A 25,928-nucleotide genomic window follows, 5' to 3' on the forward strand; every position below is an offset into this window, starting at 1 on the left:
CAGTTTCATCGGAATAGCGCGATCGTTCTGCTGGATTGCCCGCAAAGCCCGAGGACATGAGGCAGCAGATCGTTGAGACCCCAGAATCGTACGGCTGACCCGGCAAGTCTGTACGCTGACGCTCAGATCCGTCAAGGCCGGCGAACGGGAGCGGCGTGTGGCGAAAGAGGATGTCGCCGTGAGGCAAGCCTACTATGATGCGTGGGCCGCTTCACTTTCCGTCGACTTCCAGCGCGCTAAACGCCACACACCCATGACCAGCTCCTCACATTACGACCTGCAATCGCTGCGCCTTTTCATCGTCGTAGCAGAACTCGGCAGCCTGACAAAGGCGGCTGAGCGCACCTGCATGACGTTGTCAGCGGTCAGCAAGCGCATGGCCGACCTGGAGCGCAGCATCGATTGCACGCTCATGCTGCGGCAGCCGCGCGGCATCGAGCTGACTGCCGCCGGCAAGGGTCTGCTCGCGCATGCCCGGCAAGTCGCCGACCGCGTGAACCGCATGGCCAACGAGATGAGCGACTACGCCGCCGGCGTGCGCGGCCACGTGCGAGTCTGGGCCAACACGTCATCGGTCATCCAGTTCCTGCCTCACGACGTGCAGGCTTTTCTGTCCGACAACCCCAGCGTGAAGATATCGCTCGAGGAGCGCTTGAGCGACGAAATCGTCGCGGCGATCCGCAGTGGCGCCGCCGACATCGGCATCTTTGCGGACAACGTGCTGGCGCCAGGTATCGAGAAGGCCGCCTATCGTCAGGACAAGCTCGTGCTGCTGGTGCCGAACGGCCATCCCCTCGCGTCCCTCGAAGAAGTCGCCTTCGCCGATACGCTCGACTTCGAGTACGTCGGCCTGAACGAAGGCAGTTCACTGCTCGCGCGGCTGCTCGATGCAGCATTCAGCGCAGACCGGGCCCTCAAGCTACGCATCCAGGTGCACAGCTTCGACGGCATCTGCCGGATGATCGAGCACGGGCTCGGCATCGGCGTATTGCCCGAGGGCGCCGTACGCACCGAAATTCTCGCGACGGGCCTGCGCGCCGTGAAACTCACCGACGCGTGGGCGCATCGCACCTTGTGGATCGGCACGCTGTCGCGCGAAACACTGTCGCCCGAAGCATTGCGTCTCCTCGACTTCATGTCCGGCCGAACGGACGGCACAGACAGTTAATCCCACGACCCTTTCCAGATGGGAAAGGGTCGTTGAGAATCCATTGATTTTCAGCACGCGCGGGTTGTCGCAAAGTGAGCGTCAAGAGAACGACGTTTGCAAGGAGACAACCATGACGAAGCCGCTAGAAGGCGTTCGCGTGCTTGAAATGGGCCAGCTCATCGCCGGTCCCTTCGCTGGAAAAATGCTCGCCGAGTTCGGCGCGCACGTCATCAAGATCGAACCACCCGGCTCGGGCGACCCGCTGCGCAAATGGCGCCTGCTGCATGAAGGCACGTCTGTCTGGTGGGCGGCGCAATCGCGCAACAAGGAATCCGTCACGCTCGATCTTCGCTCGCCCGAAGGTCAGGACGTGGTTCGCCAACTGGTCGCGCAAAGCGACGTGTTGATCGAAAACTTTCGTCCCGGCACGCTCGAAAAATGGGGCCTCGGCTGGGAAGAACTGCATGCCTTAAATCCTGGTCTCGTGATGCTGCGCGTGTCCGGCTATGGACAGACCGGTCCCTACCGCGACCGTCCGGGTTTCGGCGTCATCGGTGAAGCGATGGGCGGCTTGCGGCATCTGAGCGGCGAAACCGGCCGCACACCCGTGCGCGTGGGCATTTCCATCGGCGATTCTCTCTCGGCTTTGCACGGCGTAATCGGCATCCTGCTCGCGCTGCGCCATCGCGATCAGAACGGCGGTGCGGGTCAGATGATCGACGTCGCGCTCTACGAGTCGGTCTTCAACATGATGGAAAGCCTGCTGCCCGAATACTCGGCGTTCGGCGCCGTGCGTCAACCGGCGGGCAGCAGCTTGCCCGGGATCGCGCCGTCGAATGCGTATCGCTGCAGCGACGGCAAATATGCGCTGATTGCAGGCAATGGCGACAGCATCTTCCGGCGTCTGATGGAACTGATCGGCCGCCAGGATCTGGCCGACGATCCCGCACTCGCTCAAAACGATGGCCGCGTAAAGAACGTCGAGCGGCTGGACGCCGCGATCGCCGACTGGACCCTACACCGCACGCTCAACGACGTGCTGGCTGCGCTCAATGAAGCCCGCATTCCCGCCGGAAAAATCTACGACGTCGCCGACATTGCGAGCGACCCGCATTACCACGCACGCGACATGATTCTCGACGCCCAGCTCCCCGATGGCACGCCCGTGCAACTGCCAGGCATCGTCCCGAAGCTGAGCGCGACGCCGGGCACGGTGAACACTCCCGCGCCCACGCTCGGCCAGCACACCGACGAGGTGCTGGAAAACCTCGGCATCGACAGCACGACCCGCGACGCCTGGCGCGCACGCGGCATCATCTGAACAGGAGCACCGAATGAGCAGCAAGCGTCTGTATATCCAGGAGGTCGCCACCCGTGATGGCTTCCAGAACGAGGCCCGCTTCGTCGACACCGACGCCAAGATCGAACTGATCGATCGTCTGAGCGCGTGTGGTTACGCCAAGATCGAAGTGACCTCGTTCACCTCGCCAAAAGCGATCCCCGCCTTGCGTGACGCCGAAGCTGTGATGCAACGGATCGCGCGACGTGAAGGCGTCGTCTATACCGTGCTCGTTCCGAATCTGCGCGGCGCAGAGCGCGCGCTGTCGTGCGGTGTCGATGAAGTCAATCTCGTGATGTCGGTCAGCGAGAGTCACAACCGCGCGAACTTGCGCATGAGCCGCGAGCAATCGTTCGCCCAGTTGCGCGACGTGATCGGCGTGGTCAGGCAAACGAAGGTGGCGATCAACGTGTCGCTGTCCACGGCGATGGGCTGCCCCATGGAAGGCGATATCGACCCAGCAGAAGTGCTGGAGTGGATGCAGCGCTTCGCCGACCTCGGTGTGCATGGCGTGACGTTGTGCGACACCACCGGCATGGCTTACCCGTCGCAGGTTGGCGAACTGTGCGCCGCCGCGCGCGAGCGCTTCGCCGCGCTCGAACTCACGCTGCATTTTCATAACACGCGCGGCATGGCGCTCGCCAATACGCTCGCCGCGCTGGATGCCGGCATCGATCGCTTCGACGCGTCGCTCGGCGGACTCGGCGGATGCCCCTACGCGCCAGGTGCGACGGGCAACGTCTGCACTGAGGAACTCGTGCACATGCTCGAGCTCGACGGCTACGACACCGGCGTGGATCTCGCCGCCGTGCTGTCCGCCTCCGCCCTGCTTCCCGGATTGATCGGCCACGACGTGCCGAGCCAGTTGCTCAAGGCCGGACGGCGCCTGGACCTGCACTCGATGCCTTGCATCGCGGCTGACGGCCTGCCGGAACAACGCGCATTTTCATAAGGAAAAGGACATGGCACTCATCGACCACCTCGATCACCTCGTACTCACCTGCGTCGACTTCGCTGTAACGAAGCGGTTCTACACCGAGGTCATGCAGATGCAACTCGAGACGTTTGGCGAAGGACGGATTGCATTTCGCTTCGGCAATCAGAAGATCAACGTCCACGTGCGTGGTGCCGAATTCGAACCGAAGGCCCATGTTCCCGTACCGGGCGCGCTCGACCTGTGCTTCATCGCCACCGTGCCGCTCGACGATGTGATTGCGCATCTGGCCCGCTGCAAATGGCCGATAGTCGAAGGTCCGGTTGCGCGCACCGGCGCTACGCAGAAGATTCGCTCGGTGTATGTGCGAGATCCCGATCTGAATCTGATCGAGATCTCCGAACTGATGGCGTGATGGAATGACACCCTGCTATCCACGATCCGCCGACTTTCACTTGCCGTTCAGCGAACTGAACAGCGTGGCTTTGCGGCCCACGCTGCCCAAGGCGGGGGTTCAATGAACATCGTCCTGCTCGACAGCGGCACGTTGCCCACGCCGCTCACCGCGCCGGCCTGGGCGAGCGAATGGTCCGTTCGTCCGGCCACGCGCGCCGCCGACGTGGTCCATGCGCTCGAAGATGCCGCCATTGCTATCACGAACAAAGTGCCCATCCGCGCGGCCGATCTGCAACGTCTGCCGAAACTGCGCTTTATCTGCGTCGCCGCGACGGGCTTCGATTGCATCGATATCGACGCCTGCCGCGAGTCCGGCGTGATCGTGTCCAATGTGCCGGGCTATTCGGCACAGAGCGTCTCCGAGTGGGCGCTCGCGTCGATCTTCGCATTGCGGCGCAACCTGTTCGCTTATCGTGAAGCCGCTCGCATCGCCTGGCCGGCGTCGCCGCATTTCTGCGTGCACGATGCGCCGATTCTCGATATCGCCGGTTCGACGCTCGGCATTGTCGGGCGCGGCGCGATCGGGAATGCGCTCGCACGGCTGGCCCGCGCGGTTGGCATGAACGTGATGTTCGCGGAGCATCGCGGACGACAAACCGTTCGCGAAGGCTTCACACCATTCGACGACGTGGTCCGGTCCGTCGACGTTTTCTCGCTCCACTGCCCGCTTACGGAGACAACACGCAACCTCATCGACGCGCCCACGCTTCGCGCCATGAAACGCGGCGCGCTGCTCGTGAACAGCGCCCGCGGAGGTCTTGTCGATTCGACGGCGCTGGTCGAAGCCCTCATGAGCGGCCACCTCGGCGGCGCCGCGCTCGACGTACTCCCGCAGGAACCGCCCGATCCGCATGAGCCCCTGCTCACCTGTGCGCATCCCAACCTTATCGTCACCCCGCACATCAGTTGGGCGGCGACGCATGCCGCGAACCGGCTCAATGCCGGCATCGAAGCAAACCTCGCTGCGTTCCATGCGGGCGCGCCGATCAACGTGGTGAACGGCGCATAAGCCGACCCGAAAGCAAAGAAACGGAGACAAACATGAACACCAGGAATCTGGACGTGGGCGGCAGTGCGGCCGCCCATTCGCGCATTGCTTCATCCGAACCGGACAAAGCCGACGATACACCCGCCCTTCATGCCAAAGCCACCACCCTGGGTGGCTGGATGGATAACATGCCTGCGGGCTCGCTGCATCGATTTGTGGTGTGGGTGATCGGCATAGGCTTGTTCTTCGACATGTTCGAAATTTTCCTTGTCAGCTCGATCGGCGCGGCGTTGCAGGGGGAATACGGTATCGACAGACACAGCACGGACTTCAAGCTGCTGCTCGCTTCGGCGTTTATCGGCATGTTCTTCGGTGCATTTTTTCTAGGCAGCATGGCCGACCGAATCGGCCGGCGCAAGGCCTTCCTATTCAACCTGATCTGGTACAGCGGCTTTTCGCTGATCGGGGCATTCTCGGTCAACGCCGAGATGCTGGTGATCTGCCGCTTCCTCACCGGCATTGGCGTAGGTGCGATCTATCCCGTTGCCGATAGTTTTTTGTCCGAGATTCTGCCCAAGGAACGTCGTGGGCGAATGGCTGCATGGGCGTACACCACCTCATATATCGCCGTGCCATTGGTTGGATTTCTGGCGCTTTGGCTCAATCCTCTTCACTTTGGCGCCGTGGCCGGCTGGCGCGTTATTCTGGTTATTGGCAGCCTGGGCGCTGTGCTGGTTCTGCTTGTGCAGCATAAGTTGCCCGAAAGCCCGCGTTGGCTACTCGCGCAGGGCCGCGTCGAGGAGGCCCATGCCATGCTTCGGCGCTTTGCCGCCAGTGCCGGCGTGACAGTGTCGGTCATCTCACCTGAAACGACCGTCAAGCGGAATCCAATGACCTTGGGCGAGCGCATTGCCTTGCTGCGCCGCCCTCCCTATAACAAGCGCTACCTGATGTTGACCATCTTCCATCTGCTTCAGGGATTTGGTTACTACGGTTTCGGCACACTCGCCAGCACCGTGGTGAAAAGCCGTGGCTTTGACGTGACGGACGGAACGCTCTTTATCGCCTTGTCGTTTCTCGGCTACCCAGTCGGATCGTTGCTTTCGATTCCGCTGCTCAACTGGATTGAACGCCGTACCCTGGTTATTGGCGCCATTTTGTCCATTGCAGTTTTTGGCCTGGGTTTTGCCTATTCCAACACCTCGGCGCTGATTGTTCTCTTTGGTGTGTTGACAACATGTGCGTCGAACGTGTTCAGCAATGCGTACCACGTCTACCAATCTGAGATCTTTCCAGCCAGCGTGCGCTCAACCGCCATCGGCAGTACTTACTCGTTGTCCCGCATCGTGAGCGGCATGCTGCCTTTCATCTTGCTCCCTGTATTGAACCAGCAAGGAGCAGGCGCCATGTTCGGCATCATCGCGGCGGCGCTGCTAGTCGTGGCTGCCACGCTGCGGATCTTCGGCCCTCGCACTACACGACGCAGCCAGGACGAAATCAATCCAGGTTGAGCCGCTTGTCGTGTTTCGCACGTGCCCGGCCCGTACTGCTTCATCTCTGAAGGCGACGCGCTGATCAACGTCAGTGGCAACCGTATTGCGTCGATGCGCGTCGCTCCCCCATCCGGCCGTCTTAACACTGGGCCGTAAGGAGCGCGCGCATCAACGACACACCAACGTCAGGAAAGGTGATGCACTTCCTGCAGGCCATAAACCGGCGTCGCAATTCCCTCCATGCGCGCCTTCAATTGCAGAGATAAATACTGCGAGTAGTGGCGCGACTGATGCAGGTTGCCGCCATGAAACCACAAGGCAGGCTGCTGCGTGGGCTTCCACATGTTGCGTTGCTCGCCTTCCCACGGCCCCGGATCTTTCGTCGTATTCGAACCCAGCCCCCACACCTTGCCCACTTTATCCGCCACTTCACGCGAGATGAGATCGGCGGCCCAGCCGTTCATCGATCCGTAACCGGTTGCATAGACGACGAGATCCGCCTCCAGCTCAGTGCCGTCGCTTAGCAAAACAGAGTGCTCTTTAAGTTCGACCACATCTACACCACTCTTCAACTTGATCTTGCCATCCGCCACAAGGTCGGCGGCGCCAACATCAATGTAGTAACCCGACCCGCGCCGAAGATACTTCATGAAGAGCCCCGAGTCGTCATCCCCGAAGTCGAGCATGAAACCGCGCTTTTCCAGTCGCGCGTAGAACTCGGCATCGCGCTCCCTGATCGCATCGCACACGGGTTTTTGAAACGTGTGCAGGATCTTGTACGGGATCGACGCAAACGTCAGATCGGCTTTCGACGTCGTCATGCCAGACGCCACCGCGCGCTCGGAATAGAGATCACCAAGAGCAAGTTCCATCAGCGAATCTGACTTCACGATATGCGTGGACGACCGCTGAACCATCGTGACGTCGACGCCCGCTTCCCACAACGCCGCGCAAATATCATGCGCCGAATTATTGGCGCCGATCACGACCACTTTCTTGCCCTTGTACGCATCGGGTCCCGGGTGTTTCGACGAATGATGCTGCTCGCCCTTGAACACATCCATGCCTTTGAACGAGGGAATATTCGGCTTACCCGACATGCCCGTGGCAAGCACAAGCTGCTTCGGCCGCAAGGTCAGCGTCTCGCCGTCGTGCTCGACCTCGACCACCCATTCCGCCTTCGCTTCGTCATAGCGCGCGGACTTGCAAATAGTCGATCCCCAATAGTTCAATTCCATGACCTTGGTGTACATCTCGAGCCAGTCGCCGATCTTGTCCTTGGGTGTGAAAACCGGCCAGTTATCCGGGAACGGCAAATAAGGCATATGGTCGTACCACACCGGATCATGCAGACACAGTGACTTGTAGCGGTTACGCCACTGGTCGCCAGGACGGGGATTCTTATCGACGATGATCGTCGGCACACCCAGTTGCCGCAGACGCGCGCCCAGTCCAATTCCACCCTGCCCGCCACCCACGATCAAACAGTAGGGCTGCTCCGCTCGACCCAGCGCCTGCGCTTCGGCTTCCCGACGCTCCTTCCAGCTCGTTCGGTCCATGCGTGCGCCGTGTTCCGCACCCATCGGACGACGGTTGCCTTTGGGTTCCTCATGGCCTTTCAGCTCGCCCATGGTGGTCAGCAAAGTCCAGATCAGGCCATCCTTCACGCGGATAAAACCGCTGCCGCGGGCAACTTCCGTTTCGAAGGTGATCCAGGCCTGGGCTACACCGCCGGCTTCGGTCGGCACTTCATTTTCGGCGATCCGCAGCCTGGTCGGCTTGATGGCGCCGAGTTGCGCATCGAGCATGGCGCCGATCTGGTCGCGGCCCTCCATGGTTTTGATATTCCAGGTGAACGCAACCAGATCGCGCCAATAGCACTCAGGCTGAAACAACGCGACGGCCGCAGCGGTATCACCGCGTTTAAGCGCTGACTCCAGGGATTCCAGAACATTTCCGATAATCTTGCTTGCGTTATTTTCAGGCATGGTTGCTCCTCCATTCGATACGGATTGGTGAAACGTCGAAGTAATACGCGGGTTCTTTGCCCGCTGGATAAGCGTGGACCGCTAGCGCCGGTGAGGCGGGACAATGCCGAACTTCGCGATCCGTCTGTAAAGCGTCGCGCGCGACATGCCCAAGGCTTTGGCTGTCTCGTCCGGATGCCATTTCGCATCCGTCAGGGCGGCGACGATGCGATTACGCTCAAGGGCGTCGATATCGGTGAGTGTGGGTTGCGCCTGAGGCGCGGGATTGCGGGGCTTCGGCGCAGCTTGCCGTTGTGCGCGAATGACGGGCGGACGAACGCGGGCATAGAGCGGCGAGCCGTTGCCCGCGAATTTGATCGTGACCATGTCGCGGCCTGGTCTGACATCCAGAAGACGCTCGGCGCGGACATCGAAGAGCTCGGAGACAGGTCGCGGCAGCCGATCGAGGCCCGGCACGCACTCTTTTGCCCGGCGATTTGCCGCAATTGCGTTTCCGTGCGCATCGAATGCGATCAGAATTTCCGGCTGGGCCTCCACGTAGTGACGATTGCGGTGCGCCAGCAAAACCCAGTAATGCGTGGTCGCGTTGAGAAAGAAGCTGTCCTCGATCAACACTGCGCTATGACGCACGATGTGGTTGATCAGACGCTGGCTTTCGCGTTCGTCGGGCGAGCGAATCGCCGATGCATCCAGCACGCCGATCAGTTCGCCTTCCAGCCCGAAGATGGGCGAGGCACTGCAGGTCAACGTGGTAAAGGCGGCCCGAAAGTGATCGGTCTTATGAACCGTGATCGGTTGGGAATCGAGCAGCACCGTCGCGACGCCGCAAGTTCCCTCTTCCTGCTCGGACCAGCAGGAGCCCAAATACAATCCCGCTCGTTTGAAATCGTGGCGACGATCCCGGTCAACGCGATAATCGATCGTCACGCCCTGCGCATCGGTGAGCATCACGCAGTAGTCCGCTTCGCGAACCGTCTCATGCAGACGCGAAAGGCATTCTCCCGACGCCCGTAAAACCGATTCTTCCCGATGCTGTACGTCGCGCAGTTCGGGCACGGTCAGAATCCGCGGCCCCTTTGTCAGGTCAGGATCGAGATGATATTGCTCGAGCGAGCGCCAATACGACGAAGTCAGCCGCGTAGCATCGCCGCCGCGATCAGGCATTCGGCCTTCGATCAACCTGCGGATCCGATCGATGTGTCTCACTTGCGGAACATAGGGCATGAATGTCTCCGGTCGGCTCGGCGCGCATCGTCATTCAGTGGCACGCTTAGGATGACTTTTAACATGCGGGTTCCGGAACAGCACATTGCAGTGCACCATCATTCCGGATGAGACTTTTGTCTCAGTCTGTTTGTCGTTGTGGGGACTGAGCGTAACCCGATTTCCAGAGTGAGGAAAACGGGGATGCGTTACGCCCACTGCTAGAATACTTGCCCTTTTCCTTGGAGACGCACATGTCCTGGTTCATCTATGAAGTGCCCGAATACAACGAAGACGGGGCGCGCATCGAACCGTTCAGCGACCTGCGTAGCCGTGTCCTGAAAGTAAGTGGTCAGGCAATGGCCGACGAACTGGAAAGCGTCCGCGAGAACGCCGCGACGACGGCGAACACGCCCGCCCACCCGCTGCGCACCGCGGAAAATCCTCACGTATTCCCGATCCCGTATGCCGACTCCATGATCCTGGTCGGGTTCATCTTCGAACTGAAACGGGAGTCCCGGCATCTGGTGGTGTCACCGGTGGAAATGCCCTGGCTGAAAGACGCGTAAGACGGGCTGTCGAGTTGGACCGTGCGCCAACCGTTTGCTGGCGCGCGAAGTCCGGCAGGTCACGCGCCAGTTTGTCGAGCCGGCCAGTGATCAGGTGCGTTTAGCCAGATAGGCGTCGACCAACTCAATCAGCCGTTCTCGCCCGAAGCTCCCGTCGTGCCCGGCGTGAACCACTTGCACGGGCAATTCGCGCAGCCGCTTCATAGTGCGCACATAGGTCGGAATATCCGCGCCACCTATCTCATCCAGCAGCGGGCCGTCGTAAATCGCATCGCCCGAGAACAGCGTGCCGGATGCCGCTTCCCATAGGCCAATGCTGCCCGGTGAGTGGCCGGGCAGATGCAGGACCTCAAAATGCCGGTTGCCGAGATCGACGATGTTCCCTTCCTTGACGATCTCCGTGACCGTTGCGGCCCGCACGCAATAGTCGGACATCGAGTAATCGGCGCTGGGAAGGGCCGTGATCAGATCGCCGTCGAACGGATAGCCTGCTTCGCGATACCGGCGAATGGCTGCGTCGCCCAATACCGATGCCAGAAGGGTGCCGCGCTCGCGCGGCGCACGCAGGTTGTCTGCCTCCAGCTCGTGAACCAGCGTGTGTTCAAACTCATGATGTCCGCCGATATGATCCGAGTGCGTATGCGTCGCAACGGCGGTGACGTCCTTCTGCAGCAGGTGCTTCGCGGCATCCTGCAGACTGGCGATACCCATCCCCGTGTCGATCATCAGATCCCGGTCACGGCCACGCACATGCCAGATATTGCAACGCATCAGCGGGACGACATGAGGTTCCCAAAGCAGCGTGATGTCGTCGCTGATGCGTTTGAGTTCGAACCATCGGTCGGCAATTGGTAATCGAGTCATGCGAGGTCGCTCCACGAGTGAGAGTCGTTACTCTGACACACTCTGCATCAACGGGCGGCAGTTGGTGGCATAAATGCCTCCGTCCCACGTCGCTCTGCCCTTCCTTTTCAATGAGTCCGGCCATGTAGAATTCGCTGCAACGGCGCGGCTGGCGTAACCCGCAACAGGTAAATTCATGACCACAATAAAATTCGATACCGTTGTGCTCGGCGCAGGCATTGTCGGCGTGAGCGTTGCCGTGCATCTCCAGAAACGCGGCCGCAGCGTCGCCCTGGTCGACCGCAAGCAGCCCGGCAACGAAACGTCGTTCGGCAACGCCGGGCTGATCCAGCGCGAAGGCGTGTACCCCTATGCCTTTCCACGCGACCTCGGCACCCTGCTTCGGTACGCGCGCAACCAGTCGCCGGACGTTCGCTACCATGCCGACGCCATACTCAAGACCGCACCATTTCTTTGGCAATACTGGCGCAATTCTCACCCGGCCAAACACGCCGCCATCGCGAAGTCGTACGCGACGCTGATCGAGCATTGCGTGGACGAGCACCGCGCGCTGGCGGCCGAGGCCGGCGCGAGCGCGTTATTACGCCCCACCGGCTGGATCAAGGTGTTTCGCACCGAAAAAGCATGGGACGCGGAAACCCGGGTCGCTGAACGGTGGCATCGGGAATATGGCGTCGAGTTCGAATCGCTGGATGCGGGCCGCCTGCAACAGAAGGAGCCCGATCTCGACAAAGCGCTGACGGGCGGCTTGCGCTACTCGGCATCCGATTCCGTGAGCGATCCCAACGCACTCGTTACCGCCTACGCGAAGTATTTCGAAGCGCTGGGGGGACGGATTTTCATCGGCGATGCGGACTCGTTTCGCGAGGGTTGGGCGGTCGATACGCAAGCGGGAACGATCACGGCTTCATCAGCGGTAGTCGCATTGGGGCCGTGGTCGGATCGCCTGAGTTCGCGGCTCGGGTATCGCTTGCCGCTCGCCGTCAAACGCGGGTACCACATGCACTACGCACCCGAGGCAGGGGCTCGCCTGAATCATCCGGTTCTGGACGTCGAGAAGGGCTACGTGCTGGCTCCCATGGCAAAAGGCATCCGCTTGACCACGGGAGCGGAGATCGCGCACTGCGATGCGCCCAAAACGCCCACGCAGCTCGCCGCGGTCGAGCCGATTGCGCGTACGCTGTTTCCATTGGGCAAGCGTCTCGACGAAGAACCCTGGATGGGACGGCGCCCCTGCACGCCCGACATGATGCCGATTATCGGGCCCGCGACACGTCACAAAGACTTGTGGTTCGCGTTTGGTCACGCGCACCACGGGCTGACGCTAGGCCCGGTTACGGGCCGGCTGATCGCCGAGATGATGACCCACGAGGAGACGCTCGTGGACACCCAGCCGTTCAGGGTGGAGCGGTTCTAGAATCTGGCCGCGCAGCGAACGGCCGATATCACCGTCTTCGGACCAAACACCCCTGCCACCGGCGTAGTAACGCCATTTTTCGCGGCGCCCACAATATTCCTGATCGTGAACCGTCTACAGACGTATGGAACCGCCGCGCACCCCGAAATCGATGATCGAACGAGATACCGACATCACTGCAACTGTGTTGCGTGAGCGTACGAAGCTCGGGAATTTCATCCGGCGTCGCGTGCACGATCAGGGCGACGCTGAAGACATCTTGCAGGATGTCTTTCACGAGTTCGTGCAAGCCTACCGTCTCCCTGCGCCGATCGAACAGGTTAGCGCGTGGCTGTTCCGCGTGGCGCGCAACCGCATCATCGACCGCTTTCGCAAGCGCCGGGAGCAACCGCTGGCCGACATGGTCGACGCCCCCGATGACGTCGAGTATCGACTGGATCTCGCCCTCCCGGCAACGGACGCCGGCCCGGAAGCCCTCTATGCAAGGTCGGTGCTGCTGGAAGCCCTGCAAGACGCGCTCAACGAATTGCCGGCGGATCAGCGCGATGTGTTCGTCGCTCATGAACTGGAGGGGCGCAGCTTCAAGGAGCTCGCCTCCGAGAGCGGTGTCGGCGTGAACACGCTATTGGCACGCAAGCGTTACGCGGTCCTGCATCTGCGCGTTCGCTTGCAAGCCGTGTATGACGAACTGGATATCTAAAGGAGCAGATAGATGAGTTTCAAACTGAGATGCTTCGGCAAGGCACTGCTGGTTCTGGTGGGCATCGCCGTGCTGGGATGGATGGTGATGGCGCTATGGAATTGGGTGATCCCGGCGCTATTCATCGGCGGCCGTGCGATCGATTTTCCGCACGCGATGGGCCTGCTGATTCTAAGCCGGATTCTGTTTGGCGGATTTCGAGGACGCGGCGGTTGCCACGGACGCCGGCATTGGCGCCGCTGGGAACGGATGACGCCCGAGGAGCGCGAAAATTTTCAGAAGAACCTGTCGTCCGTTGACGGCAAGCGCCCGGAGGATCGCGCATGAGCACCGCTTCGACATCCACATCCGCATGCAAACAGGCCGCCGGCGTGATTGCTCCCGTGGTCAATCTGAAACGGTGCGAAGGCAAGGGCGATTGCGCGGTAGTCTGTCCGGAGAACGTTTTCGACATCCGCCGGATCGATAAGGCCGACTATCAGCAATTGGGCGCGCTGCACAAATTCAAGCTGCGCATGCACGGAATGAAAGTCGCGTACACGCCAAACGCCGATGCGTGTCGGGCATGCGGCTTGTGCGTGACCGCATGCCCCGAACGTGCCATTACGTTAGCCAGGATCGGGGGGCCATAACCATACCGATTGATCAGGTTACCGTACCCGACCCGACGTTTCTCCCGTCACTCCCCGTCGACCGAACTTCCCTCCGGCTGCGGGAGCTGAACAGGTTCACAAACTGCTCGAAACCCTGAATCGGCAGCGGCTTGCAAAAGAGAAACCCTTGATAGGCGTGGCATCCTGCAACTGCCAGGAAATCTCGTTGCGCTTCAGTTTCGACGCCCTCGGCGATGACACCCAGGTTAAAACTTCGGGCCAGCGCCACGATCGTTCTCGCGATGTCAGCGTCGTTGGAGTCGACCAGGATGTCGCGCACGAACGACCGGTCAATCTTTAACTGGTCCAAGGGCAATCGTTTCAGGTAAGACAGCGAAGAGTAGCCAGTCCCGAAGTCATCCAGCGAAAAGGTCACGCCTCGAGCGCGAAGGGCGGTCATCTTTTCGATAATGTCCTGCACGTTCTCAACGAGAACACTCTCGGTCAGCTCGAGCTTCAACCTGTCCGCCCTCGCCCCAGTCCGGTTGATGACGTCGAGCACAGTGTCTACGAAGTCCGGCTCGCGAAATTGCCGGGCGCTGACGTTCACGGCCATCGACAGATGCGCCATCGATGGCCGCGTCGCCCATACGGCCAACTGGGTGCATGCGGACACCAATACCGTTCGCCCCATCTCGAGAATCAGCCCGGACTCCTCCGCGAGCGGGATAAACTCGCCTGGCGGTATCAGGCCGCGCTCAGGATGCTCCCAACGCACCAGCGCTTCCGCACCGGTTATGTGATTGCCGTCAACGACCTGCGCCTGATAGTGAAGAACAAACCGGTTCTCCTCGATGGCGTTGCGCAGCCCCACCTCCAGCTCGGCTCGCTTCAGCACCGCCGTCTGCATCGCGGGGTCGAAGAAGCACATGGCATTGCGGCCGCGCTCCTTCGATTTATACATGGCGAGATCGGCCTGCTTGAAAAGCTCGTCGGTGGACGTCTGGTCCCCATTGAATACGGTGACCCCTATGCTGGCGGTGCTTCGGAACCGAACACCGTTGAGCTCGTAGGCGTTCCCCAACACGGCGAGAATTTTTTCTCCCACCGCGACGGTTTCCATGGTCGCCTCGGCCTCGTCCAGATTCAGATTGCCCAACACTACAACGAACTCGTCGCCACCGACCCGGGCAACCGTGTCTCCCTCATTGACGCTGCTCGACAGGCGATACGCGACCTGTCGCAGGAGCAGGTCGCCCTTGTCGTGCCCAAGCGTATCGTTCAGCGTTTTGAAGTGGTCAAGATCGATGAACATGAGGGCGCCGCAAACCCTGTTCTGCCGGCTGGTTACCATTGACTGTCTCAGCCGATCCAGAAGAAGCGCGCGATTGGGCAGACGCGTCAGCGTGTCATAGAAGGCAAGTTCCCGGATTTTCTCCTCCGACTTCTTGCGCTCCGTGATGTCGCGGCCGCTGGTCCGAAAACCAACGAAGTCACCCCTCTGATTGCTGATCGGCACCCAGGAGACCGACAGCCAGAGGAGCGATCCATCCTTGCGCACGCAACGAAACTCGAGATCGTCGCCGCGCGAACCCTGAAGCCCCTTTTTGAATTCCGGCGCAACGCGCGGGATGTCCTCCGGATGGATGAGCGTGCGGGCGAAATCAGGCATTGCCATGCATTCGGCAACCGTGTAGCCCGTGTAGTACTCAACCGAGGGATTGATCCAGCGCGGTGTGCCGTCCGGTCCCCACCAGATTTCCAGGTTCACCGTGCAGTCGGCAATGGCGCGAAATTTCTCTTCGTTCTCGCGCAACTCCCGCGTCATCGCCGAAGCGAGGCGCATGGCACGCTCCCGCCCTGTCATCATGAGCCAGGTCAGAAGCGCCAGCAGCAGACTCAACCCCGTGCCGGTTCCGGCAATTAGCACCTCCGCATTACGCCCTAACCGGGATCGAAACTCGTCGGAGGCGCTCATCGACAGCATCCAGTCGTGTCCGTCCACAACCAGATATTCGTTTGCGGAGATGAGCGCGGGCGCATGCCGGTTGTTTGCTTCTGAAGTGCGATGCAGCAGCGCTGCCTCCAACGGCTCCACGCCATCGTAAATCGCCAACGAGACGCCACGGGGCTGTTCGCCGTAGAGACTGGCCATCACATCGTGCATACGGAACGATGCGTAGACCCAGCCGACAATGTTCGCCCGACGCTGCGCGACGTTGTCCTGCGTTTTGCCGGAAGCGTAGATCGGAAGATACAGGATGAAGCCGGGCCGGGGGTCCGCATCCATGTCGACCGAAAGGCGCACCTTTCCCGAGAGAACCGCGAGGCCAGAGTCGCGGGCTTTCTCCAACGCCGAGCGCCGCACCGGCTCGCCCCAGGCGTCAAAACCGGGCGAGCTGCGTGCAAGGCCAACAAAGGGCTCGCGCTGAACGACCGGGGCATAGTCCTCGCGCAGCCCGTCGGGATAAATCGTGTAGTCTGGAACGCCGCTCTCGCGCATGTCCGCTATGTGGGCCGCCTTACGCGCCGCGGGCACCCATTCGACCACACCCACGGCGTGGACCCCGGAAAAGTTCGCGTCAAGATTGAGCGCGCTCACATAGCGCCGGAACCTGTCGCGATCGATCATTCCGTTCGCGGCAAACAGGCTCTGCACGCCTCGCAACATCAGCTCGTAGGTCGCCATCCGCTGTTCGACGCGGCTTACTACGTCACTCACGGTGTAATCAAACTGGGTGCGAAGCTCTTTGCGAGTCGCCTGCCGTTCGTGATCCCACACTGTCCACGTCACGCCAAGCGACGCGGATAACACCAGCAATGGCAGCAGGACAGAGCGCAGCCGGATCACGGCGACGCCTTGAAGTTGACCATGGACTCGGCCAGCTCCGGCCTGAAGTACTTTTCGAAAATACGGCGCACCGTTCCATCAGCACGCATTTCATCTACCAGCGCTCGCCACTTCTCCCGCTCGGCGGCCGGGAGTGCTTTCTTCGACATGATCAGACCGTGCGGCACCGAAGGATCGTTGAACTCAACGATCGTCGTCACGTCGCGGATCTTTTTCTCGTCCAGCGCGGGGTAATCGAAGGGCTCGATAATCATGCCCTGAATCTGTCGAAGAATAAGCGCCTGGTAAAGCGGTTCGAGCCCGCCCGCGAGGCTTACCCGGTTTTCCGACGTCAGTCTGTCGACCAGTTCGTTGGCCGAGGTGCTGTAGCGGAAACTGCGGATCACGCCGAGCTGGGCGCGTTTATTGTTTTCGAAGTCCGCGACGTTATGGATACCGGCGTCCTTGCGCACGAGCAGATAGTATTTATTACTGAAGTACCACGCAAACGAAGCATATTGATTGCGTTCGTCATTCGCGATTCCAGAAAGACTGAAGTCGAGTGCGCCCGACTCGATCAGTTTCCAGATACGTGCGCGTGACATCAGACTGACCTTGATCTGGCAACCGCTACGCCGGATCAACTCATCGGCGAAGTCTTTGTCGATACCGGTATCGGTGTCGAGCGAATAGAGCAGCCCATGGTCGTGCAATGCAAGCGTAAACGGCCGGGAACAATCCGGCCCGCCTGCGAACGCATGGCTGACGAAACACACTGCAAACAACACCCCGCCAAGCCAGTTTCGAATCACAACGCCTCCGTAGCGTAACAACGCCCAGTTAAGTTCTTATCCGTGATCACAATCCGACGGCATGTCCAGTCAGGCTTTTTTCTAAAGACCTGACTTTTATCACATATTCCGGGATGTTTTACCGCTTCAATGCGTCGCCGATGTGCCGCGAGCGCGCAAGATTTTCCTTCGCAAAACTTCCATACGCATTGTCGGCACCGTGCTGTCGTTCTTGAAGGCCTCCTGGCGACTTCTTGCCGTTGAGAATAGTTTTATGTAAGGGGAAACCCGTATAATCGCCGGGCGAGAGGTCAGACAACTATAAGACACAATAGTGGTCAAGACCCTGGCCGCGCCCTGCCGCGCAGCGCCTACCCTGACAAGCCCTTCTTTCCCAGCCCCGTGAATCCGACTGAGACTGCCCTGCCTTTCCGAAACGCCCTGCTCGCGATGCTCGGCATCGGCCTCGTCAACATGCTGGTCGCACTCGACCAGACCGTCGTCAGCACCGCGTTGCCCTCGATTGTCGCCGAACTACATGGCTTCGAGTACTACGCGTGGATTGCCAGCGCGTACCTGTTGGCGTCGGTGGTGACGGTCCCCGTGTTCGGCCGTCTCGGCGACTATTTCGGCCGCAAGCGTTTCGTGATCGCCGCGGTCATCACGTTCACGGTGGCGTCGGTGCTCTGCGGCGTGGCGAACGACATGCTGTTCCTCGTCATCGCGCGTGGTCTGCAAGGGGTCGGCGGCGGAATGATGGTAGGCACGGCGTTCGCGTCGATCCCGGATCTTTTCCCCGATCCGCGCGCACGAGTGCGCTGGCAGGTGGTGATGGCGGCCGCCTACGGAATCGGCACCGCGGCGGGTCCGTCGCTGGGTGGCTGGATGAGCGAGCACTGGGGCTGGCGCTCCACCTTCCTGATCAACCTGCCGGTCGGCGCCGCGGCGCTCTATTTCATCTGGGCGCATCTGCCCAACTTCCAGCGGCCGCACGAGGGCGAGGTCAAGATCGACTGGCTTGGCGCGGCGCTGGTCGCCATCGTGTTGGGCGGCCTGCAGGCTTTCATCGAAGCCGTGCCGAAAGACGGTCTGACGGCCGGCAACCTGGCGCTGGCGGCTTTCGTGATCGTGGGCGCCATCGCCTTGCTGGTGTGCGAGAAGCGCGCCACGCATCCCATCATTCCGCTCGACCTGTTCAAGGACGCGCAACTCGTCACGCTGTTCATCCTCGGCTTCCTGTCCGGCTTCGTGATGTTCTCGCTGATCTTCTTCGCGCCGCTGCTGTTGCAAGGCGGCTTTGGACTGTCGCCGCAACAGGCCGGCCTGCTCGCGACACCGATTGCCGCCTGCATCGCGCTCGGCAGTCTGCTGAATACGCGCATCGTCATTCACATGAAGAAGCCCACGCGGATTCTGTCGATCGGTTTTGCGCTGCTGCTGTTTGCAGCGATCGCATTGGCGTTTGCCAATCCGGAGACACCGCACGTGTGGATCGAATTGCCGATGGCGGCCGTCGGCATCGGCCTGGGTTTCATCCTGAACAATCTGAATGTGTTCGGCCAGGAGATTGCCGGGCGTGAACGCTTCGGCATCACGACGGCACTGCTGCAGTCCACGCGGATGGTGGGTGGGATGCTGGGCACCAGTATTGTGGCAACTGTGGTGCAGCACCACTACCGCAACGTGGTCACACGCACGATGAGCGTGCTCGGCGAGCCGGCCGCATCGCAATGGCGGCCGCGTTTTGTCGATCTACGTATCCTGATCGATGAAGCGGTGCGCCTGAAACTGATTGCGGATATGAAGACGTCGGGACTCAATACGCTGGCGTTGATCGACACGGCACGCGATGCACTGGTGCAGTCGATTCATATCGGCGTGTGGCTGACGGCAGTGGCGGCACTTGCGGCCGCCTTGCTCGTGCAGCGCATCTCGCACGTTGTGTTTCGCCGGAGTTGAGGGCGGCGAAACCTCCGCCACTACCTGCGCCGCTTATTGCGCCACTTATTGCGCCACTTACTGCGCGCCGAGCTTCTTGATCAGCGCGTCGAGTTGCGCCATTTCTTCTTCGGTCAGATCGGTCAGCGGTGCGCGCACCGGACCGGCGCTGTGGCCAACGAGTTTCGCGCCGGCCTTCACGATACTCACTGCATAACCCTGACGGCGGTTGCGGATCGCCAGATACGGCAGGAAAAATTCGTCGATCAGCTTGCCGACAGTTGCGTGATCATCCGCAGCAATCGCGCGATAGAAATCCATCGCCGTCTTCGGAATGAAGTTGAACACAGCCGACGAATACACCGGCACGCCCATCGCCTTATAAGCCGCGGCGTAGATTTCCGCGGTCGGCAGGCCGCCGAGATACGAGAAACGGTCGCCAAGACGGCGGCGAATCGTCACCATCGCCTCGATCTCACCCACGCCGTCCTTGAAGCCGATCAGGTTCGGGCAACTGTCCGCGAGACGCTCGAGCATGTCCGCATTCAGCTTCGAATTCGCGCGGTTATAAACGATCACGCCGATGTTCTTCACCGCCTTGCAGACCTGCTCGACGTGCGCGGCAATCCCTTCCTGCGACGCCTCGGTCAGATAGTGCGGCATCAACAGCACGCCGCTTGCGCCGAGACGTTCGGCTTCCTGCGCGTAGTCGATCGCCACGCGCGTCGGGCCACCCGCGCCGGCAAGAATCGGTACCTTGCCCCGGCAGGTCTCGGTCGCCGTGCGAATCACGTTCGTGTAATCGCTTTTGGTCAGCGAGAAAAATTCGCCCGTGCCGCCGGCGGCAAACAGCGCGGTCGCGCCATAGGGCGCGAGCCATTCGAGGCGCTCGGCATAGGTATCGGCGCGGAAATCGCCTTGTTCGTCGAAGTCGGTCACCGGAAAGGACAGCAGGCCTTCGGAAACGATAGCTTTGAGTTCTTGGGGTGAGGTCATAACGTGAATAGTCGGTAAAAGCGGGCGGCCGCACGGAGCGCCGCTCAGATCATGAGGAAACTCAGCGCACCAGACACGGGCGCTTGTTATCGAACTTCCAGTTCGGAATCAGGTACTGCATAGCCACGCCGTCGTCGCGTGCGCCGAGGCCATGCTGCAGATACAGCGCGTGCGCCTTCTCGATCTCGTCCATATCCAGCTCGACACCGAGGCCGGCGGCCTGAGGCACCTTGACCTTGCCGCCGACGATCTGCAGCGGCTCGCGCGTCAGGCGCTGACCGTCCTGCCAGATCCAGTGCGTGTCGATCGCCGTGATCTTGCCGGGCGCCGCTGCCGCGACATGCGTGAACATCGCGAGCGAAATGTCGAAGTGATTGTTCGAATGTGAGCCCCAGGTCAACCCCCACTCGTTGCACATCTGCGCCACGCGCACCGAGCCTTGCATGGTCCAGAAGTGCGGATCGGCAAGCGGAATATCCACGGACTGCAACTGGATCGCGTGACCCATCTGGCGCCAGTCGGTCGCGATCATGTTGGTCGCCGTCGGCAAACCGGTCGCGCGACGGAATTCGGCCATCACCTCGCGGCCCGAGTAGCCGTTTTCCGCGCCGCACGGATCTTCCGCGTAAGCCAGCACGTCGTGTTGGTCGCGGCACAGGCGCACCGCTTCGGCGAGCGACCATGCGCCATTCGGGTCGAGCGTGACGCGGGCATTGGGGAAGCGTTCTGCGAGCGCCGTCACCGCTTCGATTTCGGCGTCGCCCGGCAGCACGCCGCCCTTGAGCTTGAAATCGTTGAAGCCATAGCGCGCTTGCGCTGCCTCGGCAAGCCGCACCACCGCCTCGGGGGTCATGGCCTCTTCGGTGCGAACGCGCTCCCAGTCGTCGCGCCCTTCCGTGCCACTGTCGTAAGGCAGATCGGTTTTCTTGCGGTCGCCGATATAGAACAGATAACCGAGCATTTCCACTTCGTCGCGTTGCTGGCCTTCGCCGAGCAGTGCCGCAACAGGGACGCCCAGATGCTGCCCGAGCAGATCGAGCAGCGCGGCTTCGAGTGCGGTCACCGCGTGAATGGTGGTGCGCAGATCGAAAGTCTGCAGGCCGCGCCCGCCGGCGTCGCGGTCGGCGAACTGCGTACGCGCCTTGTTCAGGATAGCCTGGAGATTGCCGATCGACTGACCGACAACCAGCGGACGCGCGTCGTCGATCGTCTTGCGGATACTCTCGCCGCCCGGCACTTCGCCGACTCCAGTATGCCCGGCGCTGTCGCGCAGAATGACGATATTGCGCGTGAAGAACGGGCCATGCGCGCCGCTCAGATTCATCAGCATGCTGTCACGGCCGGCGACGGGCACGACGCGCAGCTCGGTCACGATCGGCGTGGCGTTCGATTGGGATGAGTTCGTGGACATGATTGGGGACCAGGTAAATGAGTAAGCCGACTGGCGGCGGTCGATCGACAATTCAATGCGCTTTGCTATGAAGCGGCTCCGTCAACGCGTCGCGGTTCACACGGCGATTGCGGGTCAGGAAGCCGGCCGCCGCCGCGATCAGCGAAGCCACGCCCAAGGCGTAAAGACCACCGGTAATCGAGCCGGTGTGCTGCTGCAGATAACCGAAAGCAGCCGGTGCGAAGAACCCGCCGAGATTGCCGACCGAATTGATCAGCGCGATGACGGCTGCGGCAACGCGTGCGTCCAGATAGCCCTGCGGGATCGGCCAGAAGAGCGAAGACGCGGCCTTGAAACCGATCGCTGAGAAGCAGATTGCCACGAACGACAGCACAGGATTACCCGAAGTCGAAGCGAACAGCCCGCACGCTGCAATGACGAGCGCCACCGCCAGCCACGCCTGCTGGAAACGCCATTTCGCGGACAACACCGCGAAGCAGTACATCGCGACCATGGCGATGAGCCACGGAATGGTATTGAACATGCCGACTTCGAAGTCCGAGAGTCCGCCCATCTTGCGGATGATCGTCGGCAGCCAGAAGGTGGCCGCGTAAATGGTCAATTGAATCGCGAAGTACAGGAAGCAGAACAGCAGGATCTGCGGATCCTTCAGCAGCTTCACGGCCGGCAGATGCGCGCCGCCGTGCGCCTCGCGCTCGGCCTGCTCCGCGGCGATCGCGCTTTCGAGAACGGTTTGCTCCTCAGCCGTCAGCCAGGAGGCATCGCGAATGCGCGACTTCAGCAGCAGCCAGCTAACACCGCACAGCACGATCGAGAAGCCGCCCTCAATGAGAAACATCCATTGCCAGCCGTGCAGGCCAAGGCCGCGAATCGACAACAGACTGCCTGTGATCGGACCGGACAGCACCGACGCAAGCGCGGAGCCCGAGAGAAAAACCGCCACGGCCTTGCCCCGCTCTTTCTGCGGCAGCCATTGGGTGAAGTAAAACACCACACCCGGGAAGAAGCCGGCTTCGGCGATGCCGAGCAGGAATCGCAGCACGTAGAAAGACGTGTCGTTCCAGACGAACGCCATGGCGGCCGCGACCAGCCCCCAGGTGCCCATGATGCGGGTCAGCCAGGCGCGCGCACCGTACTTCTGCATCAATACGTTCGACGGCACTTCGAACAGCGCGTAGCCGACGAAGAACAATCCGCTCCCGAGGCCGTAGGCGGCAGCGCCGATGCCGAGGTCCGTCTGCATGTGGGAATTAACGAAGCCGATGTTCACGCGATCGATGTAGTTCGCGATGAACATAATCAGAAAGAGCGGCAGCACGTGCCGCTTGACCTTCGAGACCGCGGACTCAAGCGGGTCAGCGGCGGCGGTGAGAGCAGATGTCAAGGTTGTCTCCAGTTCCGGCCACTCCGGCGGCCTGATCGAACGCACCGCAGCACATTCGAGAAGGCCGGGTGATTCGGTCCTAAAATGCGTGATACGTTGTCTGACGACAGTCTACCCCGTTCCATTCACCGATTCCAATGGGGTGTTTACCCTGCTATGTAAGCTATATACACCGGGATGCAGGCGTCAACAGCACCACCGCAGTCGTTGAAACAGTAGAATCAAATTAAGACGTCTGATGACATGACAAAAGTCTTGCGAGCTGTGCCGCCCAAGTCCGGTTAACGAGTCTTTGCCGCCCGCATCGGGAACACGAGATTCAAATCGTCACCTTTCGGACTGACGCTATGATGACTATGTCGAGACGCCACACGACGTCACTCGCACTCGCACTCGCAACGTGTGAATTCCCAGCCGATTAGTCCATAAGCAACCGAGATGAGCAGCCTAACTGAGAAGGTGGTGGCCACCCTTTCCGATGAAATCCGCCGCGGCAGCCTGCGGCCCGGAGACCGCATCCCGACAGAAGTCGCGATGATGAAGCAGCTTTCGGTGAGCCGCTCCGTGGTTCGCGAGGCAATCTCGCGCCTGCAGGCGGCCAAAGTGGTCGAGACGCGCCACGGCATCGGCACGTTCGTTCTGGAGCCGGCCACGGAACAGTCCATGCAACTGCCCGCCGCCGACCTCTCCAGCATGCTGGACGTGATGGCGATCATCGAATTCCGCATCGACGTCGAGGCAGCCTCGGCCGCGCTCGCGGCAGCGCGACGCACGGAGCAGAATCTCAAGCAGATTCGTGGCGCACTGGAGCGCTTCGAGTCCGAACTGGAACGGGGAAGTACCGACACGTTGGCGCACGACATCGAGTTTCATCTGCAGATCGCGCGCGCAAGCGGCAACCGCTACTTCTTCGACGTGCTCAGTCAACTCGGCCGCGCGGTGAGCCCGCGCACGCGGCTCGGCAGCGCCGAGATCGCGGAGCTCGACCATATCGAGCACCTGCGCAACGTGCTCAGCGAGCATCAGATGATCTATCGGGCCATCGAACGCCAGGACGCGGATGATGCGCGCGCCGCGATGCGCATGCATCTGAGCAACAGCCGCGAAAGACTTCGGCGCGCGCACGAGTTGAGCAAGGCGGGCGGCTGAGCCGAATGCCCGGCGATTCGGCGAACTACAGAACTGGAGCGTTTCCACCTGCAGTCGGCGCTTCCACCTCCAGCCCCATCAACGCCGAACTCAACGATTTGCCGTGCGCGTCGAGCGCAAGCGAACGCGTCACACCTCCGCCGAGCGCATGGCCGAGTACGAAGTTGAATGCGGCGATACCAGGCAGTTCATAACGCACGACTTCGCCGCGCACCACGTCGTTCAGATGTGCCTTGACCCGTTCCGGTGTCAACACCGCTCGCAGATGCTCATAGTGCTTCGCGTCATAACAGATGACGGAGATATTCAGCGTATTGCCCTTGTCGCCGGTCCGCGAATGAGCAAGCTCACGTAGTTTCATGTCACGCCTCCACCAGCGAGAATGCCGGCTTGACATGCTCGCGCGGCAACAATACCGATTGCACCGCGACGACTTCGCGCGCTGACTTCGTCACGCCGCCACCGCCCGCCGGGCCGTTCGTGTAAAGCGTCTCTACCTCGTTGCCGATCCTCACTGCTTGCGCCAGCGATTCAGCGCGCCCCGCGACCCGTGCTCGCACTTCATAAGGCTCGGCGTGACCGGCAGCCAACGTGTCGCCATGCAATGCGTTCACACCGATCAGATCGAAGCGTAATTCACGCGTTTCGACGCCCGTCAGGGCAAGCCTTTCCCGCACGATATCGAGTGCAAGCCGGGCACGCGCCAGCGCGCCGGGACCGCCGTATGAAATCTGCCCTTCGCCGATATAGCCGTCGAAGTAAGCGACCGACACCTTCAACGTATCGGTACGCGGCGTACCGCGCCCGCCGCTCACGCGAATGCGATCCGGCGCTTCCTGCACGACACGCACCTGCGTGAAATCGGCGACCACGTCCGGTTGCAGGTAACGCTGCGGATCGTGAATCTCATACATCAGTTGCTCTTTGCAGGTTGCCTCGGTTACCCGGCCACCGGCCTGCGGGAGCTTGGTGATGACCACCGTGCCGTCCGCCGCGACCTCGGCGATCGGAAAGCCAAGCCTTGCGAGATTGGGCACGTCCTTGAAGCCCGGATCGGCAAAATACCCGCCGGTGATTTGTCCCGCGCATTCGAGCAGATGGCCGGTCACGGTCGCCTGGCCGAGGGTTTGCCAGTCGTCCATCTGCCAGCCGAACTCGTGGATCAGTGGCGCGACGAACAACGACGGATCGGCGACACGTCCGGTCAGGACGATTTGCGCGCCGGCCGCAAGCGCCTCGACAATCGCCGCCGCGCCGAGATAGGCATTCGCGGACACGAGGCGATCACGGTACGAAGCGACGCTTTCCCCGGACTCCTCGAAACGGAAATTGCCCTGCCGCACGACGTCGAGTACATCGTCGCCCGTGACGGCGGCAATCTTCACGTCGCCAAGACCGAGCGCGCGCGCTATCTCGGCAGTCTTTCGCGCCGCCGCAAGCGGATTGGCCGCGCCCATGTTCGAAATGATCCGCACGCCGTTGCGAATCGCCGCGGGAAGCACAGCCATCATGCGCGTTTCGAGCAACGGGTCGTAGCCCAGCTCCGGATCTTTGCTGCGCGCCTGCTGCGCGATCGCAATGGTGCGTTCGGCGAGGCACTCGAACACCAGGTAGTCGAGCGCGCCGTGTACCGCCAGTTCGACCGCGGGTTCGATACGGTCGCCGGAATATCCCGCACCTGCGCCGATTCGGACCGGCTGCCTATGTGAAGTCGCTATCATGCTGGTCGCTTCCA

23 protein-coding genes are annotated in these 25,928 nt (G+C 61.2%); 13 read left to right on the forward strand and 10 right to left on the reverse strand.

All coding sequences use genetic code 11. From position 1 onward, the window contains the following. The first annotated feature begins 253 nt into the window (after positions 1-253). The 6 genes from M0D67_RS14825 (at position 254) to M0D67_RS14850 (ending at position 6,378) form a co-directional block, all read left to right on the forward strand. Positions 254-1,168 carry a LysR family transcriptional regulator gene (locus M0D67_RS14825; protein ID WP_266239002.1) on the forward strand — a complete coding sequence of 305 codons (915 nt, stop codon included), beginning with the start codon at positions 254-256 and terminating at the stop codon, positions 1,166-1,168. A 112-nt stretch (positions 1,169-1,280) separates the two neighbouring features. Further along, positions 1,281-2,471 (forward strand): CaiB/BaiF CoA-transferase family protein, encoded by a 1,191-nt coding sequence (locus M0D67_RS14830; protein ID WP_266239003.1) that lies wholly within the window; start codon positions 1,281-1,283, stop codon positions 2,469-2,471. A gap of 13 nt (positions 2,472-2,484) precedes the next feature. Continuing rightward, positions 2,485-3,441: a hydroxymethylglutaryl-CoA lyase gene (locus M0D67_RS14835; protein WP_154559199.1), complete on the forward strand. Its 957-nt coding sequence runs from the start codon at positions 2,485-2,487 to the stop codon at positions 3,439-3,441. A 10-nt stretch (positions 3,442-3,451) separates the two neighbouring features. Then, entirely contained in the window at positions 3,452-3,838 is a 387-nt protein-coding gene (locus tag M0D67_RS14840; RefSeq protein WP_154559200.1) for a VOC family protein, read from the forward strand. A gap of 102 nt (positions 3,839-3,940) precedes the next feature. Next, the gene (locus M0D67_RS14845; protein WP_266239004.1) at positions 3,941-4,888 is read left to right on the forward strand and encodes a D-2-hydroxyacid dehydrogenase; all 948 of its coding nucleotides are present in this window, start codon (positions 3,941-3,943) and stop codon (positions 4,886-4,888) included. 32 nt (positions 4,889-4,920) lie between these two features. Then, positions 4,921-6,378 carry an MFS transporter gene (locus M0D67_RS14850; RefSeq protein WP_171925931.1) on the forward strand — a complete coding sequence of 486 codons (1,458 nt, stop codon included), beginning with the start codon at positions 4,921-4,923 and terminating at the stop codon, positions 6,376-6,378. 167 nt (positions 6,379-6,545) lie between these two features. Here the strand turns inward: M0D67_RS14850 and M0D67_RS14855 are convergent, their stop codons facing one another. Together M0D67_RS14855 and M0D67_RS14860 are read right to left on the reverse strand one after the other, a co-directional pair. Then, positions 6,546-8,348, reverse strand: coding sequence for an NAD(P)/FAD-dependent oxidoreductase (locus M0D67_RS14855; protein ID WP_154559203.1), 1,803 nt, complete (start codon positions 8,346-8,348; stop codon positions 6,546-6,548). An 81-nt stretch (positions 8,349-8,429) separates the two neighbouring features. Further along, a complete protein-coding gene (locus M0D67_RS14860) occupies positions 8,430-9,572 on the reverse strand; it encodes a sigma-54-dependent Fis family transcriptional regulator (protein WP_154559204.1) in 1,143 nt (380 codons plus the stop codon). Between the two features lie 233 nt (positions 9,573-9,805). Between M0D67_RS14860 and M0D67_RS14865 the strand changes: the two genes are divergently transcribed. Next, positions 9,806-10,120 (forward strand): helicase, encoded by a 315-nt coding sequence (locus tag M0D67_RS14865; protein ID WP_266239007.1) that lies wholly within the window; start codon positions 9,806-9,808, stop codon positions 10,118-10,120. A 90-nt stretch (positions 10,121-10,210) separates the two neighbouring features. Here the strand turns inward: M0D67_RS14865 and M0D67_RS14870 are convergent, their stop codons facing one another. Next, positions 10,211-10,984 (reverse strand): MBL fold metallo-hydrolase, encoded by a 774-nt coding sequence (locus tag M0D67_RS14870; RefSeq protein ID WP_154559206.1) that lies wholly within the window; start codon positions 10,982-10,984, stop codon positions 10,211-10,213. Positions 10,985-11,168: 184 nt separating this feature from the next. On the opposite strand from M0D67_RS14870, the gene M0D67_RS14875 reads away from it, so the two are divergent. From M0D67_RS14875 to M0D67_RS14890, 4 genes are all read left to right on the forward strand, one after another. Next, positions 11,169-12,401: an FAD-binding oxidoreductase gene (locus M0D67_RS14875; protein ID WP_171925991.1), complete on the forward strand. Its 1,233-nt coding sequence runs from the start codon at positions 11,169-11,171 to the stop codon at positions 12,399-12,401. Positions 12,402-12,525: 124 nt separating this feature from the next. Further along, a complete protein-coding gene (locus tag M0D67_RS14880) occupies positions 12,526-13,101 on the forward strand; it encodes an RNA polymerase sigma factor (protein ID WP_266239008.1) in 576 nt (191 codons plus the stop codon). Positions 13,102-13,113: 12 nt separating this feature from the next. After that, positions 13,114-13,428, forward strand: a complete 315-nt coding sequence (locus M0D67_RS14885; RefSeq protein WP_154559209.1) for a hypothetical protein — start codon at positions 13,114-13,116, stop codon at positions 13,426-13,428. Beyond that, positions 13,425-13,733: a ferredoxin family protein gene (locus tag M0D67_RS14890; protein WP_266239009.1), complete on the forward strand. Its 309-nt coding sequence runs from the start codon at positions 13,425-13,427 to the stop codon at positions 13,731-13,733. Before M0D67_RS14885 ends, M0D67_RS14890 begins: the two co-directional genes overlap by 4 nt. Before the next feature lie 13 nt (positions 13,734-13,746). Here the strand turns inward: M0D67_RS14890 and M0D67_RS14895 are convergent, their stop codons facing one another. Together M0D67_RS14895 and M0D67_RS14900 are read right to left on the reverse strand one after the other, a co-directional pair. Beyond that, positions 13,747-16,545 (reverse strand): EAL domain-containing protein, encoded by a 2,799-nt coding sequence (locus M0D67_RS14895; protein ID WP_266239010.1) that lies wholly within the window; start codon positions 16,543-16,545, stop codon positions 13,747-13,749. Then, on the reverse strand, positions 16,542-17,336 hold the full coding sequence (locus M0D67_RS14900) for an ABC transporter substrate-binding protein (protein ID WP_266239011.1): 795 nt from the start codon (positions 17,334-17,336) through the stop codon (positions 16,542-16,544). The genes M0D67_RS14895 and M0D67_RS14900 overlap by 4 nt, the downstream gene beginning before the upstream one ends. 429 nt (positions 17,337-17,765) lie before the next feature. Between M0D67_RS14900 and M0D67_RS14905 the strand changes: the two genes are divergently transcribed. Continuing rightward, complete coding sequence (locus M0D67_RS14905; protein WP_266239140.1) at positions 17,766-19,274, forward strand: MFS transporter; 1,509 nt, start codon at positions 17,766-17,768, stop codon at positions 19,272-19,274. A 57-nt stretch (positions 19,275-19,331) separates the two neighbouring features. Here the strand turns inward: M0D67_RS14905 and kdgD are convergent, their stop codons facing one another. The 3 genes from kdgD to M0D67_RS14920 all read right to left on the reverse strand — a co-directional run bounded on the left by kdgD (position 19,332) and on the right by M0D67_RS14920 (position 23,044). After that, entirely contained in the window at positions 19,332-20,249 is a 918-nt protein-coding gene (kdgD, locus tag M0D67_RS14910) for a 5-dehydro-4-deoxyglucarate dehydratase (protein WP_266239012.1), read from the reverse strand. Positions 20,250-20,310: 61 nt separating this feature from the next. Next, positions 20,311-21,660 carry a glucarate dehydratase gene (gene gudD / locus M0D67_RS14915; protein ID WP_266239013.1) on the reverse strand — a complete coding sequence of 450 codons (1,350 nt, stop codon included), beginning with the start codon at positions 21,658-21,660 and terminating at the stop codon, positions 20,311-20,313. A 52-nt stretch (positions 21,661-21,712) separates the two neighbouring features. Continuing rightward, a complete protein-coding gene (locus M0D67_RS14920; protein ID WP_154559213.1) occupies positions 21,713-23,044 on the reverse strand; it encodes an MFS transporter in 1,332 nt (443 codons plus the stop codon). 438 nt (positions 23,045-23,482) lie between these two features. Here M0D67_RS14920 and M0D67_RS14925 point away from each other — a divergent pair, with 438 nt between their 5' ends. After that, entirely contained in the window at positions 23,483-24,193 is a 711-nt protein-coding gene (locus M0D67_RS14925; protein ID WP_266239014.1) for a FadR/GntR family transcriptional regulator, read from the forward strand. 25 nt (positions 24,194-24,218) lie between these two features. On the opposite strand, the gene M0D67_RS14930 is transcribed toward M0D67_RS14925, so the two are convergent. Beyond that, complete coding sequence (locus M0D67_RS14930) at positions 24,219-24,554, reverse strand: hypothetical protein (RefSeq protein ID WP_154559215.1); 336 nt, start codon at positions 24,552-24,554, stop codon at positions 24,219-24,221. A gap of 1 nt (position 24,555) precedes the next feature. Beyond that, positions 24,556-25,914 (reverse strand): acyclic terpene utilization AtuA family protein, encoded by a 1,359-nt coding sequence (locus M0D67_RS14935; RefSeq protein ID WP_266239015.1) that lies wholly within the window; start codon positions 25,912-25,914, stop codon positions 24,556-24,558. Between the last annotated feature and the right edge of the window lie 14 nt (positions 25,915-25,928).

The sequence above is a fragment of the Paraburkholderia sp. SECH4 genome (assembly GCF_030511745.1).
Taxonomy (GTDB): Bacteria; Pseudomonadota; Gammaproteobacteria; order Burkholderiales; family Burkholderiaceae; genus Paraburkholderia; species Paraburkholderia madseniana.